The sequence below is a fragment of the Pseudomonas sp. F007 genome (assembly GCF_057814275.1).
Genome location: NZ_JBVATA010000009.1, coordinates 215247 through 234305, shown reverse-complemented (window position 1 = coordinate 234305; position 19059 = coordinate 215247). Strand labels below are relative to the sequence as shown.

The window sequence follows — 19059 nt, the reverse complement described above, 5'->3', positions numbered from 1 at the left end:
CGCTAATACCACCCAGCGATTAATCTCCCGCCCCTTGAGCACGGAAGCCGCCCGAATCCCCAAGTCACCGCGCGGATGCGGGCCATTCCTGAAACGAATTCACCGGCGTGCCCAGGCACGCCGCTTTGCTGTGCGGTAAAAATCGTGAAACCTCGCTCCTCCTTCCAGATTCAAAAATCGGTCATCTTTGCCCTGGTCCTGCGCGAGGCGCGTGCGCGGTTTGGTGACCGTCGCATGGGGGCGGTTTGGACGTTGATTGAGCCGATCTGCCATCTGTTGATCTTCAGCCTGTTGTTCTCATTGATAAGAGGGCGAACTGTGGCCGGTGTTGAATACCCGGTGTTTGTTCTCGTGGGCATGGCCCCCTTTCTTCTATATCGCAACACTGCGCTGCGCTTGATGGACAGTCTGCGAGAAAACCGTTCGCTGTTCGCCTACAAACAGATCAAACCACTGGATACCTACGTCGCTCGAGTGCTGGTGGAAACCTGTATCAGCGCTTCTGTTTACTCGATTCTTGTCTTCGGTTTCGCTTGGTTTGGCTTCGACATGTCGGTGAGCAACCCTCTGCAATGGCTAGGGACCCTGGCCCTGGGTCTGTTGTTTGCCTTTAGCCTTGGCATGGTTCTGGCCCTAGTCACTCACGCCCTACCAAGCATCAAGCCAGTGATCCGCATGGCGTTCTTCCCTCTTTATTTCATTTCCGGTGTCCTGGTTCCTGCTGCGTATCTTCCACAAGCCATGATGCCTCTGCTGCTCCTTAATCCCTTTTTGCACCTTGTCGAACTGATTCGCGCCGAAGTCCTCCCCCACTACACACCCGTGGATGGCGTGTCTGAGCTGTATGTAATTTCGGTCACGGTAATCCTGCTATTTGTAGCATTGGGCAGCTACCGCGCCCGCCGACTGCACCTGATTTCCACCAAGAACGGATGAGTACAGGCCAACGTGTTCGAGCTTAAAAACGTCACCAAGTCCTACCTGACCCCCAAAGGTCGTCGGCATGTATTCCGTAACCTATCGCTGTCGATTCCACCAGGAAAAAACATTGGCTTGATCGGCCGCAACGGCGCTGGCAAGTCGACGTTGATGCGCCTGTTGGGCGGCGCTGATATTCCTGACTCTGGCTCCATCATCACGGACAAGAGTATCTCCTGGCCCGTGGGGTTGGCGGGTGGTTTCCAGGGCAGCATGACCGGCCGGGACAATATCAAGTTTGTTTGCCGGGTCTATGGTGCCGAGGGCGAAGCCATGCGCGAAAAAATTCGTTACGTCCAAGAGTTCGCTGAAATCGGCGACTGGATCGACGAGCCCATCAAGACCTATTCGTCTGGTATGCGTTCACGCGTAGCCTTTGGATTGAGCATGGCTTTTGATTTCGATTACTACTTGATAGATGAAGTCATGTCGGTCGGCGATGCTCAGTTCAAGCGCAAGTGCGCAGAAGTATTCCAAGAGAAGCTTCTGCAATCGAACGTCGTGCTTGTGACCCACGCCATGTCCGAAGTAGAAAAAATCTGCGACATCGTCCTGCTGGTTCGAGATGGAGGCATACAGATCTACGAGGACGTCGCTGAAGGCATAAAAGCCTACAACACCTGATTACAAACCCCTTATATCGCAGCACCGTTCCACTTCAAGGATGCATCACATATGAGCAGTACGGGTAAACTCAAAGGCTGGCGCCTGGCAATCAGCATGGTCGTAATACCGCTGGTGCTTGCAGCCATTTACTACGGTGCATTCGCCATTGACCGCTATGTCAGTTCGGCACAAGTAGTTGTGCGCCAGGACGGTGGCAATCAGGCGGCGTCAGTACCAGGCCTAGCGACGTTGCTCACTGGCACCAATCCCGCCTCCCGCGAAGAAACCCTCTACCTGCGCGAATACATCGTGTCCATGGACATGATGCTGCTGCTGGAAGAACGCCTGCACTGGATCGAGCAATACGCCGCCCAGCGCAACGATATTTTCTTCTGGCTGGACAAGGACGCCGAGCGCGAAGACCTGCTCAAGTACTACCAGCGCATGGTTTCTGCCCACTACGACGAAACCACCGGCCTGCTGCGCGTCGAAGTCCAGGCGTTCACCCCGGAACTGTCGGAAAAGATGTTGCGCACCATCCTTGAGGCCAGTGAGCACTTCGTCAACGAAGTCAGCCACAGCATCGCCCGCGAACAGATGGCCTTCGCCAAGAGCGAACTGGAAACCGCGCGCGTCAACTACGCCGAACGCAAGACCGAGTTGCTGGACTTCCAGAATGACAACAAGGTACTGGACGGTGCCAACACCGCACAAAGCCGTGCAACGATCATTGCCGACCTGGAAGGCCAGTACACCAAGGAACAGGCAATCCTCACTGAAATGCTATTCAAGTTGCGCGCCGACTCGCCGCAGGTAAAACAGCAAAAGCAGAAGGTCAACGCCATCACCCAGCAACTGGCCAAGGAAAAGCGCCTGCTGGTTTCCTCGCCAAATGGCTCGCAGCTTAACGTCGTCGCCTCGCGCTTCCAGCAACTGACGCTGGATGCCGGTATCGCCGAAGAAAGCTACAAGACCGCCGTTGCTGCCCTCGACAACGCCCGTATCGAAGCCAGCAAAAAGATTCGCACCCTGGTCACCGTAGTCAGCCCGAACAGCCCGCAACTCGCCCTGTACCCAGAGCGCCTGTACAACCTGGCAACGATCTTGCTTGGCCTGCTCATGCTGTACGGCATCACCCGCTTCATCCTGGCTTCGATCGAGGATCATCGTGATTAAATCCCTTACAGCTCCAGCAAAATTCAAACTGAAACTGGCAGCGCTGGCCTTGGCCGGCCTGAGCCTCAGCGGTTGTGGCGGCACGCTGTCGGGCGCAGGCCCGTACAAAGATGATATCGAGAGCAAGAACGAGACCTACAATCTGGTCGAGATCAACGCCAACACCATCGGCCCCTACATGCGCGGCGCCGTGCGCCCGGTGCAAGCCTCGATTGCCAAGCCAGTCGCGCCTTCCGCGCGCCTGATGGCCGGCGACATCCTCGATGTGCTGATCACCGACAACGCCCCGGAAGGTTCGGCGCTGTTCGCCCCGCTCTCCAGCGGCGGCACCCAACTGAAAACCCGCATCGACGATCAAGGCATGATTTCCCTGCCCTACGTCGGTCGTCAGTTCGTGGCGGGCATGACCCTCAACGAAGTTGAGAACATGATCCGCAAGCAGCTCAAAGGTGTCACAACCGACGTGCAGACTCACGTTGAACTGGTAGGAGATCTGTCCGGCTCAGTGCTGGTAGCTGGCGCAGTGAAGTCTCCTGGCCGTTTCAGCACCCTGCAGGGTCCACTAACCCTGCTGGACGCCGTCAACCAGGCCGGTGGTCCGGTCATGGAGCCACACTTGGTCAATGTCACGGTGCGTACCGGCAGCCAGGTGCAACAGTTCAACTACGAAGACGTGTTGGCCGGCAACAACATGGTGCTGCGCCCGAACTCGGAAGTCGTCCTGGACCGCGCTCGCCAGCGCTTCGTTGCCATGGGCGCCGTAGGCGAACCCGGCCTGAAGGATCTGCCAGCGCAGAACACCAGTTTGCTGGATGCACTGGGCAGTGTCGGCGGCCTGCGTGAAGCCAATGCCAACCCGGAGGGTGTGTTCGTATTTCGAATGGGGGAAGGAACCAATTCGAAACCTACGGTCCTACGTCTGGACATGCGTGATCCGGCAGCCGTTTTCTACGCTCGCCAGATCATCATCAAGCCCGACGACACCATTTACGTAACCAACGCAGCGATCTACGAGTGGCAAAAAGTTATTTCGCCAGTGGTACAGACCATGTTGCTGGGACGCGCGACAGGTGCTTACAAATAATCACGCGAACTAAGAGTGCACAGAAAACACAAAAACAATTTTTCTTCATGCGCACTTAATTGCAGGTCTTCCTGCTGTTTATGGATCAAACAATACGCGCCGGCACGTAAATGCTGAAGCTAAAATCAGTGAGACAGAAAATGCTTTCCAAGATCTTTTTGTGCTGTGACTTCTTAATGACTCGCCCTGAAACCCAGCGCTATCACTTGCGCTGGCTCTCAACAATTCTCAATACTTCTTTAAAGCGTGCATTGAAAGTAACACCGACAGACTTTCTAAGCGACCAGAGCGACACTTTTAGCCGCCGTGATTTTTTCGCTCACAGCGGAATAATCCTTAATGAAACTGTGTCTCACTTTCACTTCAATGAGAGTTCGATATCTGAAAAGTCTCTTCAACTGATCAAGTCGCCTCTTGAAGGAGCTCTGCTTGTTGGATATGAGCTCTCAGAGGAGACGAGAAGCATTCTGTCGAAGGCAGACATCGCCTACATCGACATATGGCTGCACCCCATCCGCTTTCTCGACGACAATTTCTTCGCATTTAGATCAAACATAGAAAGCATTAATGAAGCATTAGAACAATTTCACCTGAAAGACGATATTTATACGCTATATGCAGACAAGCTGAAAATCCAGTCTTATATGGGCTGGGACAAATATAAAAATGGGCTAGATAACGCACTCAAGGCGAACTCTGCCCTTTTCGTTGGCCAGACGCTAACTGACAAAGCCGTTTGTCGCGACGGCACGATGCTAAACGTATTGAACTTCAAAACGGAGTTCACTGAGCTCACGAAAAAGTTTAGCCACGTATATTTTTCTCGCCACCCAATGATCAAGGGTGATGACGCTGCACAAATTGACTTTGTTCTATCGCATGAAAATACCAGTCTGACCACGGAACCTGGCTACAAACTTCTGTGTACTGAGTCAATTGAACACGTGACCGGCGTATCTTCGTCACTCATGTATGAATCCAAGTTTTTTGGAAAAGATTTCAGCTATCTATATCGACCCGTATTAGAGATTTACGATCAAGAGACGACATCAGGCTATTTTTCCATTTTCTCCAAGCTTCATTCGCCAAATTTTTGGCAGACCATTCTTCAAACTGTGCTACCGGTTGAACCGAGCGCGCGTCAGTACGACTTCTTGAGCGCCACATCCAACTATAGAGATATGCTGGCTCTATATTACAATACTCATGTATTTGATAAAAATCACGCATCCTTCGTAGATGCTACAAAATCAAAAAACATCAAACGCCAAGAAAAACCGGCAGCAAAAGCGGTAAAATTCACCTCAGAGAGACTTCAGGCGAACCCTCCATCACTGAAAAAACTGGAGCGACTGATCGATCAACATGAAACTATCTCTTTTGACGTATTTGACACTCTTTTGCAAAGAAAGGTCTGGGTGCCGGGCGACGTAATCACCTTAACAGCTCACAGAGCCCAACTTGAATTAGGTATAATCGCAGAAGACTTCGTAAGTGCGCGTAGAGAAGCCAAAAAGCATTCGACCAAGCATGAAGTACCACTTACTGAGCGGTACGAAATCATCGGTAAAATTCTGAAGCTTGAACCAGCGGTAGCGTCTCAACTGTATAGCTTCGAAGTGGAGATCGAAAAAGGTCTGCTTGAAGCTCGCACCGTAGGAAAACTGGCTCTAGAGTATGCGCAGTCGAGAGGAAAACGTGTCGTCATCACATCTGACACTTACTTTACCGAAGAACAGATTCGCGAGTTCCTGGCTGACGCTGAGATCTTCCCCGATGAGTTCTATGCCTCCAGCACATACGACCAAACTAAAGAAGCTGGCGGTCTATACAAGGTCCTTCTAGAAAAAGAGACCGACAAACTGCTGCACGTGGGCGACAACTACAAAGCTGACATCACCAACGCAAATGCAAATCAAATAAACTCCAGCTGGGTGATCTCAAATCACGACCAATTCAAAGGTAGCACCCCCCAATTTGTAAGATCAAAGGGCCCTTACGGGGCAATTAAAAATGGTCTAATCCAACGGAATATTACCGGCTACCCTTCTATTACCAATGGTGCAGGTTATACGAGTGGTAAGTCGTATAATTTGGGATACAGCATCGTCGGCGATATGATGCTTGCTTTCGCCTCCTGGATAATTGAAAAAGCAAAAATTGACGGCGTAAGAACGCTATTTTTCTTGGCCCGCGATGGTGAAATTGTCAAAAAAGTCGCCGACGAACTTTTAAGCCGCATTCCTGGCAATACAATCAGAACACAGTACCTTCTCGCTTCACGCCGCTCTACTCGAGTAGTCTCACTGCGTTCCGATCAGGACGTGCTTGCTGAAATTGAACAAGTAGTTTCTGAGTATACGAAAAATCCTAATAGGTCCGATCTCGTTCAGTATCTGTCTCTACGATTTGGTCTATCAAACGACCTATTGGCTCAACTGGGGATCAAAGATCTCAACGACTTGATCCTTTCTGCAGGAAATGAAGCAGCTCCGGCCCTGCTTGACAGTTGGCTGAAGTCAGAGTCTTTGATTACCAGGATTCTGGAAAATGCGGCAGAAGAGCGACTCCTTTACTCAGAGTACCTCGATGAGGCGGGCCTCATCCAATCTGAAGCCCCTATCGGCATAGTCGATATTGGTCACAACGGATCTCTCCAAGCCAGCCTTGCCAAAGCACGCGGCCTCACCTCTACTCGTGGCTATTACTTCTGTACGTACGATGGGATCGACGCGACACTCGCGAGCGCCACAGGTGATCACAAGGGTAGCGGCTTCTATCGAGATAGAATCAGCACATCAGACAGAGCACAAAAGTACATCCGCTATGCGCTTGTGATCGAATCGCTATTCTTGAATGACAAAGGAACATTCCTGCGACTCCACAAAGAAAACAACCAACTAATTCCGAGCTTTCTGGAAGGTCACGAACGCGCACGAATCACCTTTAACCAATCCATTCATCAAGGCTCTCTGAAATATACTCAGGACCTGCTCGATACGATTCAAAAATGCTTCGCCTCAATCCAGACTAGTCAACTCTGGATGTATGACGATGCATGTGAGCGTCTGTTTTCAATGCTTGAATCACCGATGTTGCGAGATGCCGAAGTATTCTCTGGAATCACCATTGAAAACTATTTTGCAGGTCGCCCACTTCGGTATTTCGTGCCGCCAAAAAACCGCATGGATGTTACTCCCGTCCTCTGGAAGGAAGGCACTCAAGCGCTCAAAAACGCCTTGAAAGCCCAACAAGATGCCGCACTGGAAAAGAAAAATAGTGCAGTTCTGGAAAGCAAGAAAAAAGCGCGCACAGACATCCACAAACAGTATATCGATCTAGAAAAATCAGCACGTAAGTTATATGCCACTCGAAAATTTAAAGAGGCCGCGAATGAGTTTCATAACGCATTTATAGCGAGTCCCGCCAAACCCAACTTATTGCGTGCGGCGAGTGAGGCCTTTTTACTTGCCAATGATAAACAATCCGCCATTGAAGTGCTAACCAAGGCCAAGACACTTATGCCGGAAAATAAAAAACTAAAACTACGTCTACTCACATTGAAACACCCGATACTTAGAATAGTATTTGGTGAAAACAAATATGAGATACCTGGAGACTTGTAACTATTCATGACCAAAACGCAGGCCAATATATTGGCCTGCGTTACACCAGGAAAATTTCCAGGGAAACAATCGTCAAAAAATTGTCATTGCGTAATTGACACCGATAAATTAACATCGTATAGCTACTATTCCGATTACGCTTCAGTTCGATGAAGATACGTTAAAAACCCTCAAGAAAGCCCGGCAACGCCATGAATACTGACTACTTAAAAGTTCAAGATAAAAACGCAAATAAAACAATAATAGTTTTCAGTTCGATCCACACGTTACCAGGAAGGTTTCGCTTTGAGCGTCAATTATCAGACTTGGATGTTAATGTAATCTACCTAAACTGCCCGAATAACTCTTGGTATATTCAGGGCGTCCCAGGTCTAGGTGACTCTATCAGTAGCTCCAGAAGCTCTTTAAAAGCTCTTATAGATTCGAGATTTTCCGGCTCTAAAATTTATGCATTTGGCTCGTCTATGGGTGCCTCGGGGCTCATCGGCTTAACTGCCGGCTTGGAAATTGAGCAATCTTTCGCATTTTGCCCGGAGATTGATCTTTTCGGGAAATACTCGTTTAGCTCCAACTATTACAAGGGCCCAAAAACTGATTTACGCGACTTATGGGCCGAGCTCCGCGAATGCCAAAACGTTAATATCTTCTACGGCGAAGAGTGCGAGAGTGACTTAAACCAACTCTGTACTTTAAAAAGCCTTACAAACATTCCATTACAAACATTTGCGCATGAGGGTCATGGCACGATCGAAGCGATATTCCTTTCTGAGGGCATGGACGGGATATTGAACTCCCTATTGAATAGCCGCCCAATTTCTCCGAAAGTTATTGAACGCGGCCATATCACTGGTTCCCTTTTCACATGTAAGACTTTATGGAGAGCCTACGCGCTCTCCAAAGCCAGAACGAAAAACGAAGCTATGCTTGGCCAGGTTCGAGAAACCTTAACCGATCTAGCAAACAAGACTAGGACTGACAGAAGCTATTTCGCGCTAATTCAATATTGGCGCTCTGTTTTAGCACAGGAAAAGTCTGAAAAAATAGAATACCTAGAAAGCGCGATGCTTAGCGCACCTCACTCTCTGCGCACCGCTAGCGCCTACTTTAAGATTCACGGTGCGGATTCTTTAAAGGCGGAGTTCAAGCAAAATTTCCGTAACAAGTACGGAGAGAGATATTTCGAACACGCGCGATCTGACCTGATTAGAAAGTTTTAGGGTCCCGGTCTTTCAGACCAACTTAAAATACAGTTCAACGAAATTACAGGACAAGAAATTGATCAAAATCACCCCTACCATCGAATGTTCTAACACCGCCCCCTTCGTCCTGTTCGGCGGCATCAACGTTCTCGAGTCCCTGGACCTGGCCCTGACCGCTTGCGCCGAGTACGTGCGCGTGACCGAGAAGCTGGGCATTCCTTATGTGTTCAAGGCCAGTTTCGACAAGGCTAACCGTTCCTCGATCCACTCCTACCGTGGCCCGGGCATGGAAGAAGGCCTGCGCATTTTCGAAAAAGTGAAGGCTGAGTTCGGCGTGCCGGTGATCACCGACGTGCACGAGATCTATCAGTGCGCGCCAGTGGCCGAAGTGGCTGACGTGCTGCAACTGCCTGCGTTCCTCGCACGCCAGACTGACCTGGTGACGGCCCTGGCCGAGACCGGCAAGCCGATCAACATCAAGAAGCCGCAGTTCCTCAGCCCGTCGCAGATGCAGAACATCGTGCACAAGTTCAAGGAAGCCGGTAACGATCAGCTGATCCTGTGCGACCGTGGCACCTGCCTGGGTTACGACAACCTGGTGGTGGACATGCTCGGTTTCGGCGTGATGAAGAAAACCTGCGACAACCTGCCGATCATTTTCGACGTGACTCACGCCCTGCAACAGCGTGATCCATCGGGCGCTGCGTCCGGCGGTCGTCGTGACCAGGTGGTTGACCTGGCGCGTGCCGGTATGGGCGTTGGCCTGGCCGGTCTGTTCCTGGAAGCTCACCCGAACCCGGACCAGGCCAAGTGCGACGGCCCGAGCGCCCTGCCGCTGGACAAACTGGAGCCGTTCCTGGCACAGATCAAGGCCCTGGATGACCTGATCAAGTCGTTTGCCCCCCTGAACATTGCCTGAAACAGCGCTGGTTGAAACAAGGATTCTGAACATGGCAAGTACAGAACAACGGGTCGCGATTGTCATTCCGGCCCGCTACGGTTCGACCCGCCTGCCGGGCAAGCCACTGGCGGATATCGCCGGCAAGCCGATGGTGCAGCACGTTTACGAACGTGCGCTGCAAGTCAGCAACGCGCAGGTGGTGGTGATTGCCACCGACGACGAGCGCGTGGCGCAAGCCGTGCAAGCCTTTGGCGGCCAGTATGTGATGACCTCGCCGGACCATCCGTCCGGCACCGATCGCCTGGCGGAAGTCATGGCTCAGGTCGAGGCAGACATCTACATCAACCTCCAGGGTGACGAGCCGCTGGTGCGCCCGGCGGACATCGAAGCCCTCGCCGCGGGCATGCTCGCCGACGCGCAGGTCAAGGTCGGCACCCTGTGCCACCCGATCGAAGCCGAGGAAGCCGGCAACCCGAACACCGTGAAAGTGGTGCTGGCCAACAACGGCAACGCCCTGTATTTCAGCCGTTCGCCGATTCCCTATCCGCGGGATGGTGAAGTCGCGCACTACTTGAAACACGTGGGCGTGTACGGTTATCGGCGCGACGTGCTGGCCGACTACAGCGGCCTGCCGCAGCCGATGCTGGAGCATGCGGAGAAGCTTGAACAACTGCGCCTGATGGCCGCCGGTTATTGCATTCGTGCGTACCTGGTGGAGCCGACCGGTCCGGGTGTCGACACCCCGGAATGCCTGGAGCAAGTGCGGGCGATCATGAGCGGCCAGGCCCCTGCCCCGCAGCCGACGCTGAACGACGTGCGCCTGGTGATCACCGATGTCGATGGCGTGCTGACCGATGGCGGCATTTACTACGACGCCACCGGCGAATGCCTGAAGCGCTTCCATGTGCGCGACGGCATGGGCATGCGCCTGCTGGAAGAAAATGGCGTGCGCGTGGCGGTGCTGTCCGGGCGTGATTCGGCGACCCTGCGCAAGCGCGTGGCGGACCTGGGGATCACCCTGTGCCAGTTCGGCGTCAAGGACAAGCAGGCGGCCTGCAATCAATTGATGGCTGAAGCCGGGGTCAGCGCGGCGCAAACCGCCTGCATCGGCGACGACTGCATCGACTTGCCGGCCTTTGCTGCGTGCGCCCTGTCGTTTGCGGTGGCAGATGCGCCGGTGTACGTGAAGGCAGCGGCGACCCACACGCTGACGGCAGCCGGTGGCACCGGCGCGTTCCGTGAAGTGGCGGATGCGATTCTGTTTGCCCAGGGCAAGGATGCGGTGCTGGGGACTGCGGCGGGTTATGCGCAGGTGATGGAGAAGATGGCGCAGTGACCCACACTTTTCGTGGTGTATCAGCGCAGCAACCGCGCTGATGCATCATGAATGACAAAAATCGGCGGCCGCATGCGCTATGATCATAAAATGTTTAGACAATAACGACACAACCACCGCAAGCAGCTTTAATACCCTTAACACAGAACAACAGTGTTTTTCGTCACTCGCTCAAGCGACACTCACTTCCAAGATACCTTCTCAAACACTTTTGACATCTTTCCATAACAGTCATTTGTTGGATGAATACTGCCATCCACTATCAAATCCAGCACACTATCGAAGTGCCTTCTGATATCAATAACACGCTCTCCGTATAGCGATAAAAGCTCAGTGTAATTCCATATCGGATGTTTGTAGCTGCCAGAATCATCTAGATATTGACCGTTAACCCGATTGAATTCCTCTCGACCATTTAAGCACCAAAACCAGAACTTAACATTCTTCAACTGAGAAAAATGATCCAAGCTCTTCAAGCCCAAGTTATAGCATTTTCTAGAGTTATCATCGGACACAGCCTCTGGCTTTACCAGTCGCCCTTCCTTACGTTCAAGATCTACTGCTACATTTCCGATTCTAAAATCAGGGACGAACAATAAAACATTATCGAACCATTCTGACCACCACTCAACCAACTTCTTCAATTGATCACTGAACAACGAAAGAGCGGGAATCGGGAATATGTGATACCCCTCAGGTTTATCAACCAACCCTTTTTGGGAAAAAATGTACCAACGTTCGATATGCGATGGACCAACAATCATATTAGTCGCGGAATTCTCCTCAAAGGTGTTCTTTTCTGTATTTAAATAGAACACCTTCTTTTCAAGCTTCTCAAATTCACCGAGCGTAACTTGGGAGATAAATTCCTGATTATCATGATAGTCAATTGCATTATTTTTGTATTTTGCGAGCAACGGGGAAATATCGCACCGCCACCACTTAGAGTTACACAGCGCCGCTACAGTTTCTGCATCAAATCGATAACCCACGACTACACCCGGAGATCCCGAAACAATTGCATACGGCGGAACATCTTCAGTCACATAGGCGTTGGGATGGATAATTGCGCCATCCCCTATAGTTACACCTTCCTGAATGATGGCTCCCTTCCCCACAAACACATCACTGCCTACGAAAGTATACTTATTTTGCTCAAAATAATAACGCGAAGTCTTTATACTTTTATAATAATCATCCGCCCCCGAGATCGGTAGATTTCGGGAAAAAAAGTGATTGGAGAAATTTTTACTCCGAATAGCTGGATAACCAATATGGCAATTTTTCTCGATAGTCGTGAACCTGCCGACAAATGAATTTTTTACAAATGTTCCGCTATCCACAAGCGAATAAGCGCCTACAAAAAAGCGAGAGTTCAAGTTACCTTGAATAACAGAACCTTCCTCAAGAAATCCATCACCTGCAATCGATTTAGTATTGGCGACGATATTTGCAGACTTGAAGCAGCTATTAATATCCACACAGAACCCTTAATGAAAATCAATTTAAGGTATCTCTCACCTAGCCGCCAGGACTGCTCACTGTGTCGGCGCATCAAAGACACAACAAAAATTAATCGAATTACACTTGATAGACTTTGCTACCCGCTGAAAAAAATGACCTCCCAACAAATAACATAATTCTAAGCGCTTATATAAGGCTGGAGCACACGCTTACCCAGCCTTACGGGCGGCCAGAGACCTCAATCGAAGATTTCGACGACACCCACCACCTTGTTGGCGTCATTGGTGACCGCCAAGGCACGGATCTTGTTATCCAGCATGTAGGCTTCAGCTTCTGCCAACTGCGAATCTTCCTTGATGGTGTGTGGCTTGGCCGTCATGAAGTGGGCCGCGGTGGTGTGGATCACACCTTCGTCGTCCAGCAGCGCACGACGCAGGTCGCCGTCGGTGACGATGCCCACCAGCACGCCATTGTCCATTACCACGGTCAGGCCCATGCGGCTCTGGGTCATCACCATCAGGCAATCGTGGAAGCTGGTGGCCGGGGTGACGATCGGCGCGGGCGAGTGCATCACGTCGCTGACGCGGGTCAGCAATTTACGACCGAGGCTGCCACCGGGGTGGTAGCGGGCGAAGTCCATCGGCTTGAATTGCAGGGCTTCGATCAGCGCCACGGCCAGTGCATCGCCCATGGCCATGGTGGCCAGGGTCGAGGTGGTCGGTGCCAGGTTGTTCGGGCACACTTCGCGCTCGACCGAGATGTCCAGCCAGATGTCGGCGTGCTTGGCCAGGGTCGATTTGCCGTTGCCGGTCATGGCGATGATCTTGTTGCCGAAGGACTTCAGGCTCGGGATCAGCTTGATCACTTCTTCGGTTTCACCGCTGTAGCTGATCAGGATCAGCACGTCGATCGGTTTGAGCATGCCGAGGTCGCCGTGGAAGGCTTCGGCCGGGTGCAGGAAGAAGCTCGGGGTGCCGGTGGAAGCGAAGGTGGCGACCATCTTCTGGCCGATCAGGCCGGATTTGCCCATGCCACACACGACCGCGCGCCCCTTGCAGCCGAAGATCAGTTCAACGGCATTCTGGAACTCGCCGTCCAGGCGATCGGCCATTTGCGTGACCGCTTGCGCTTGAGCGATGAGAGCTTCTTTTGCGATAGCAAGATGATTCATGTTTGACTTTCGTCCCTGAAAACAACGTGGTGTTGAGCGCGAATTTTAAGGTCTTTGCAACATTTAGCAAAGTCCCAATCCGACCAGCCGGGCATTTTAAACAATTTAGTGGCGTGCCGAGCCAGAAATGCGGTGCTTTCAGTAAACTTTTCGTTGTATCCGCGATCTGTATCACTCAGCATATTGTTACCAAAACCGCTACAAATCGGACATATGGCACTTGCCTAAGTTGAAGTCATGAATCTGGATCTACACCCCCTGCAAGGCCGCAGAACCCATTACCGCTGGCAACAAGGTGACCTGGAACAGCACTTACGTGCATTTATGCCACATTTGGGCAAAGAGCCACTTACCATCACCAGTCAGGACCTGGACTCCAATGCCTCGTTCGTCAACTACGTACGCCGCCACCAACTACTCGACCCGAGCACTGGTCAGACCATCGATCTGGTGGAAAAGTCCATTCGCAAGGTGGCTTTTATTGGCAGCCAGGAAGCACGCTTCTACCGCAATGCCGACATGCTGCACGGCAGCGATCAGTTTCAGTATCCTTCGTGTTTTGGGGTGATCGAGACGCCCCTCGAAAGCCTGATCTTCACGGGTTTTGTCAAAGGCAAGCCGCCGCGCATGCACTTGATCGCCAAGCCATTGGCCCTGGGTATCGCCGAGCTGGAAACCCTCAGTCACCGCTTCCTGAAAAATCGCCCGCTGCACCAGGCGCCGCTGTACTGGAGCATGGATTTCTTCCGCCCCTGGTTCCTGCTGCGCCCGCGTTTCAACTTCGCCCGCTGCCTGCCGGAACTGGCCCAACTGGGCAAGACCGATGAACGCTTCAGTGGCCTGGCCGACGCCTTCAAGGCCTTCGAACCGCTGCTGGCACGCCTTGCCCGGGCTGCCCGGCGCAGTCCGCGCTGCATCAGTCACATGGACTACCTGCGCAAGAACCTGTTCGTCGATGCCGGCAAGTTGCAGTTGATCGACTGGAGCGAAGTCAAGGTCGGCCGTGTCGGCTTTGACGGCGGGGCCTATCTGGGCAGCCTGTTTCGGCGCAAGGACATGGCGGCGTTTCTCGCGGCGCAACAACAGTTTCTCGACACCTACCGCGAAGCGTTGCCGAGCGAGTTCGACGCCGAGGACGCACTGCGCAACCTGCGTTACCTGTTTTTGCTCAACGCCCTGTTCCACTGCCTGCGCCCCGAGACCATCGCCGAGTATCAGGAAAAGCAGCGCATGCCGTTGCTGCGGGAAAAATACGACTACCTGCTCGGCCTGCTCTGACGCCCACGCGCCTTGAATCAAGGGCGCGTCGGCTGTTTTTGCTACGCGTCCTACGTATTCGTCTGAAAGTCCGTTCTCACTTTGTTAATTTGTATTAACATTCGCGACATAAATTTTGTCGATGGACTGTTCATCGACACGCCCCTGTGCTTCTACCCACACAAACGGAATTTCGTTCCACGTTTATGGATGACGCTTCTCTACGCCCGCGCTTGTTGATCCTCTCCAAAGGGGCTCAACGCATCGTCACGCTCCCCGCGTTGCTGCCCGATTACGCGCTGCACAATGGGACTGTGGGCGACCTGGAGCAAGCCGACTGCATAATGGCCTGGGGCCGCAAACCCAGCGCGATCAAGGCCATGGCCCACGCGGCAAAAGCCGGCCTCCCCATCCTCACCCTCGAAGACGGCTTCCTCCGTTCGGTGGGCCTGGGCGCCGAAGAACCGCCGCTGTCGCTGATTGTCGACGACGTCGGTGTGTATTACGACGCCAGCGCCCCTTCACGCCTTGAACAACTGATCGCCCAACCTCTGAGCAGTGCCCAGACCGAGCGCGCCATGGCGTTGCAGCAACTGTGGCAACAGCAGCGGGTGTCGAAGTACAACGACGCACGTATCGAATCCATCGAACTGCCCGCCGACTGTGTACTGGTCGCCGACCAGACCTTCGCCGACGCATCGCTGCAAGGCGCCGGACCTGCCGACTTCATGGCCATGCTTGAGGCCGCCCTGACGCGTTATCCCACCAGCACCCTGCTGCTCAAGGTGCATCCGGATGTGGTCGCCGGGCGCAAGCGCGGGCATTTCGATCTCGCGGCGCTGAAAGATCATCCGCGGGTCCGGGTGTTGGCGCAGAACGTCCATCCCGCCGAGTTGCTGCCGCGCATGCGGGCGGTGTACGTGATGACCTCGCAACTGGGCTTCGATGCCCTGCTGTGGAACATTCCGGTGCACACCTGGGGCATGCCGTTCTATGCCGGCTGGGGTTTGACCGCAGACCGCCTGCCCGCGCCGCCGCGCCGCCAACCCGCGACGCTTGCGCAGTTGGTACACGCCAGCCTGGTGGACTACCCGCGTTATGTGAGCCCGGAAACCGGCCGGCCGTGCACCCCGGAAGTGTTGATCAACTGGCTCGGCCTGCAACGCCGTCATCGCAGCGCGCTGCCCGAATCGGTGCAGATGCTCGGTTTCAGTCGCTGGAAAGAACCGCTGGTGAAGCTGTTTTTCGACGGCTCCGCGATCCAGTTCATCAAACCCCAGCAGCCGCTGAAGGCCGATGTGCCGGTAGTGTCCTGGGGCTGCAAGCACGACGCCGACCTGATGCAACACCCACGACCGGTCAACCGCGTGGAAGACGGCTTCCTGCGTTCGGTCGGCCTGGGTGCCGGCAAGGCCCGGCCGTTGTCCTGGGTGGTCGATGACCTCGGCATCTATTACGACGCCCGGCGCAGCTCGCGCCTGGAACGCATCTTGCTGGATCAGCACTTTGACCCGACGCTGGTGGCGCGGGCCCAGGCCCTGCGCGAGACCATCTGCCGCGCCGGGCTGACCAAATACAACTTGCCCGGCCACGCCTGGCAACGCCCGGCGGCGGCACGGCAGGTGATCCTGGTCACCGGCCAGGTGGAAGACGACGCGTCGATCCGCTTTGGCGCCAATCACATCCGCAGCAACCTGCAACTGCTGCAGGCGGTACGTGAACAAAACCCCGGGGCTTGGGTGCTGTACAAGCCGCACCCTGAAGTACTGGCGGGCACACGAGCGCGGGGCAGTGATGAAGCACAAACGGTCGATTGGTGTGATGAGGTGATCGGCAACACGCCGCTGCAGCAGTTGCTGGAAACCGTCGATGAGGTGCACGTCCTGACCTCCCAATCCGGTTTCGAGGCCTTGTTGCGCGGTATTCCGGTGACCACCTATGGCCAGCCGTTCTACGCCGGCTGGGGCTTGACCCGCGACCTGGACCTGCACCCCGAGGTACAGGCCAGGCGCTCGCGACAGTTGGGGCTCGACGAGTTGGTGGCAGGCACCCTGCTGCTCTACCCCACGTACGTCAGCCGGATCACCAACCGCTTCACCACCGCCGAACAGACACTTTACGAATTACAGCATTGGCACGCTTTACCGCAGCCAGGAGCAACATCCAGATGGCAGGAATTGAAACAGCGCTTGAGCAGTTTATTGGGCATGAAACGCCTGAGAAGCTGAAGGCGCCGGCGCCACTGCGCCCGGTTCCGCCTCAGCCACGCAACAGCTTCCTGTTTCTGCAGGGGGTCAGTTCGCCGTTTTTCGCTCGACTGGCCAAGGCCCTGCGGGCGATCGACCAGCGGGTGCATTGCATCAGTTTCAACGTCGGCGACGTGCTCTACAGCCCGGGTTCGCGCAGCACCTATTCGGCCCATCCCGACGAGCTGGAGGCGTTCTACAACCAGCGTTTCCATGACCTCGCCATCACCGATCTGGTGCTCTTCGGCGACTGCCGCCCAGTCCATCGCCCCGCCATCGCCCTGGCCAAGCGCCTGGGGATTCGCGTGCACGTGTTCGAGGAGGGTTATTTCCGCCCCTACTGGATCCCCCTCGAGCGCGACGGCGTCAACAACAACTCGCTGCTGCCCCGTGATCCGGACTGGTACCGCGAAGTCGGCAAGCACATTCCGCGCTACGACAATGGCAACCCGTTCAAGCTGTCGTTCGCCGCCCGCGCTGCCCACGACGTGCTGTACCACAGCGGCGGTGCGCTGAATAAACTGTGCTTCCCGCATTACCGCACCCACGCGCCGTTCAGTGCGGCCAAGGAGTACGCCGGCTTCATTCGCCAGGGCGTGCGCCTGCTGCTCAGCGGGCGGCGCGATGATGCGCTGGTGACCGAGGTTGCCCGTGAACGTCAGCCGACCTTCTTGCTCCCACTGCAACTGGACAGCGATGCGCAGATCAAGGATCACTCGCCGTTCGCCAACATGCTCGAAGTCATCGACCATGTGATCGCCTCGTTCGCCGCTCACGCGCCGGGCTCGGCAAGGCTGCTGGTGAAGAACCACCCGCTGACCCCGGGGCTGGTGAACTATCGGCGCATCACCGACACCCTGGCGGCGCAATACGGGGTCGCCGAGCGCGTCGACTTCCTGCAGAGCGGGCACATGCCGACGCTGCTCTCGCACATTGCCGGGATGATCACGGTCAACAGCACGGCGGGGGCTTCGGCGATCCTGCACAAACGCCCGACCTTCGTCCTCGCCAACCCGATCTACGCCATGCCCGGGCTGACCCAGCAAGGCAGCCTCGACGACTTCTGGCATTCCCCCGAAGCGCCGGACATGGCGCTGTTCAAGCATTTTCGCAACACCGTCATCCACACCACCCAGGTCAACGGCGGCTTCTATACCGGCTGCGGGATCGACATGGCAGTGAACAACTGCCTGAACGTGTTGCTGGCAAAAAAATCGAGAATCGAAAACTTCCTATGACGCAACACTCTTCGCCCCGCTGCATCCTCATCACTGGCGCCACCGGCGGCATCGGCGGCGCCCTGGCCCCGGCGTACGCCGCACCCGGCGTGACCCTGATCCTGCAAGGCCGGCGCCTCGATCGGCTGCAAGAGATGGCCGCCGAATGCCGTGCCCTCGGCGCCCGCGTGCTGCTCGAAGCCCTGGATGTGCGCGACCTGGATGAGTTGCGCGCGATGATCCGCCGCGTCAGCGAGGCCGAGCAGCCGGACCTGGTGCTGGTCGGCGCCGGGCTCAACACCGCGGTCGGCAGTAACGGTGAGGCGGAGTGCTGGGACGACAGCCGCGCCCTGCTGGAGGTCAACGTGATGGCGGCGCTGGCCACCGTCGAAGCCGCGCTGCCGGCCATGCGTGCCCGTGGCCATGGGCAGATTGCCCTGTTCAGCTCCCTGGCCGGCTGGCGCGGCTTGCCGGTGACCCCGACCTACAGCGCCAGCAAGGCGGCGATTCGGGTGTACGGCGAGGCGATCCGCGACTGGCTGGCGCCCCACGGAATCAAGGTCAACGTGATCGTGCCCGGTTACGTCGAGTCGAAGATGTGCTTTGAAATGCCCGGGCCGAAACCTTTCCTGTGGACCGCGGAAAAAGCCGCGCGCCGGATCAAGCGTGGGCTGGCCGCCAATCAGGCGCGCATCAGCTTTCCGTTCCCGCTGAACCTCGGCACCTGGTTGCTGGGGGTGATTCCCCAGCGCCTCTCTTCGTTTATCTTGCGTGGTCTGAATTACAGTGAGTGAAATC

General features: G+C 54.8%; 14 protein-coding genes. 12 read left to right on the top strand and 2 right to left on the bottom strand.

The genetic code is table 11. The features are described from left to right. Nucleotides 1-144 precede the first annotated feature (144 nt). The 8 genes from ACZYR5_RS23200 to kdsB all read left to right on the top strand — a co-directional run bounded on the left by ACZYR5_RS23200 (nt 145) and on the right by kdsB (nt 10906). Nucleotides 145-936, top strand: a complete 792-nt coding sequence (locus ACZYR5_RS23200; protein WP_489091717.1) for an ABC transporter permease — start codon at nt 145-147, stop codon at nt 934-936. Nucleotides 937-948: 12 nt separating this feature from the next. Continuing rightward, nucleotides 949-1602 (top strand): ABC transporter ATP-binding protein, encoded by a 654-nt coding sequence (locus ACZYR5_RS23195; RefSeq protein ID WP_489091718.1) that lies wholly within the window; start codon nt 949-951, stop codon nt 1600-1602. A 51-nt stretch (nt 1603-1653) separates the two neighbouring features. After that, nucleotides 1654-2760, top strand: a complete 1107-nt coding sequence (locus ACZYR5_RS23190; RefSeq protein ID WP_489091719.1) for a KpsE/RkpR family capsule polysaccharide export protein — start codon at nt 1654-1656, stop codon at nt 2758-2760. Further along, nucleotides 2753-3844, top strand: coding sequence for a polysaccharide biosynthesis/export family protein (locus ACZYR5_RS23185; RefSeq protein WP_489091720.1), 1092 nt, complete (start codon nt 2753-2755; stop codon nt 3842-3844). The genes ACZYR5_RS23190 and ACZYR5_RS23185 overlap by 8 nt, the downstream gene beginning before the upstream one ends. Before the next feature lie 140 nt (nt 3845-3984). Further along, nucleotides 3985-7470, top strand: coding sequence for a hypothetical protein (locus ACZYR5_RS23180; RefSeq protein ID WP_489091721.1), 3486 nt, complete (start codon nt 3985-3987; stop codon nt 7468-7470). A gap of 191 nt (nt 7471-7661) precedes the next feature. After that, nucleotides 7662-8687 carry a hypothetical protein gene (locus ACZYR5_RS23175; protein WP_489091722.1) on the top strand — a complete coding sequence of 342 codons (1026 nt, stop codon included), beginning with the start codon at nt 7662-7664 and terminating at the stop codon, nt 8685-8687. A 58-nt stretch (nt 8688-8745) separates the two neighbouring features. Then, nucleotides 8746-9588: a 3-deoxy-8-phosphooctulonate synthase gene (gene kdsA, locus ACZYR5_RS23170; RefSeq protein WP_489091723.1), complete on the top strand. Its 843-nt coding sequence runs from the start codon at nt 8746-8748 to the stop codon at nt 9586-9588. A 31-nt stretch (nt 9589-9619) separates the two neighbouring features. After that, entirely contained in the window at nt 9620-10906 is a 1287-nt protein-coding gene (gene kdsB, locus ACZYR5_RS23165) for a 3-deoxy-manno-octulosonate cytidylyltransferase (protein WP_489091724.1), read from the top strand. A 182-nt stretch (nt 10907-11088) separates the two neighbouring features. Here the strand turns inward: kdsB and ACZYR5_RS23160 are convergent, their stop codons facing one another. After that, complete coding sequence (locus tag ACZYR5_RS23160) at nt 11089-12387, bottom strand: DapH/DapD/GlmU-related protein (RefSeq protein WP_489091725.1); 1299 nt, start codon at nt 12385-12387, stop codon at nt 11089-11091. Nucleotides 12388-12608: 221 nt separating this feature from the next. After that, nucleotides 12609-13541 carry a KpsF/GutQ family sugar-phosphate isomerase gene (locus ACZYR5_RS23155; protein WP_489091726.1) on the bottom strand — a complete coding sequence of 311 codons (933 nt, stop codon included), beginning with the start codon at nt 13539-13541 and terminating at the stop codon, nt 12609-12611. A gap of 237 nt (nt 13542-13778) precedes the next feature. Between ACZYR5_RS23155 and ACZYR5_RS23150 the strand changes: the two genes are divergently transcribed. From ACZYR5_RS23150 to ACZYR5_RS23135, 4 genes are all read left to right on the top strand, one after another. Continuing rightward, nucleotides 13779-14819, top strand: a complete 1041-nt coding sequence (locus ACZYR5_RS23150; protein WP_489091727.1) for a phosphotransferase — start codon at nt 13779-13781, stop codon at nt 14817-14819. A gap of 185 nt (nt 14820-15004) precedes the next feature. Continuing rightward, nucleotides 15005-17026: a capsule polysaccharide biogenesis protein gene (locus tag ACZYR5_RS23145; protein ID WP_489091728.1), complete on the top strand. Its 2022-nt coding sequence runs from the start codon at nt 15005-15007 to the stop codon at nt 17024-17026. Beyond that, nucleotides 16966-18282, top strand: coding sequence for a capsule polysaccharide biogenesis protein (locus tag ACZYR5_RS23140; RefSeq protein WP_489107625.1), 1317 nt, complete (start codon nt 16966-16968; stop codon nt 18280-18282). Before ACZYR5_RS23145 ends, ACZYR5_RS23140 begins: the two co-directional genes overlap by 61 nt. Then, nucleotides 18279-19055, top strand: coding sequence for an SDR family NAD(P)-dependent oxidoreductase (locus ACZYR5_RS23135; RefSeq protein ID WP_489091730.1), 777 nt, complete (start codon nt 18279-18281; stop codon nt 19053-19055). Before ACZYR5_RS23140 ends, ACZYR5_RS23135 begins: the two co-directional genes overlap by 4 nt. The last annotated feature ends 4 nt before the right edge of the window (nt 19056-19059 follow it).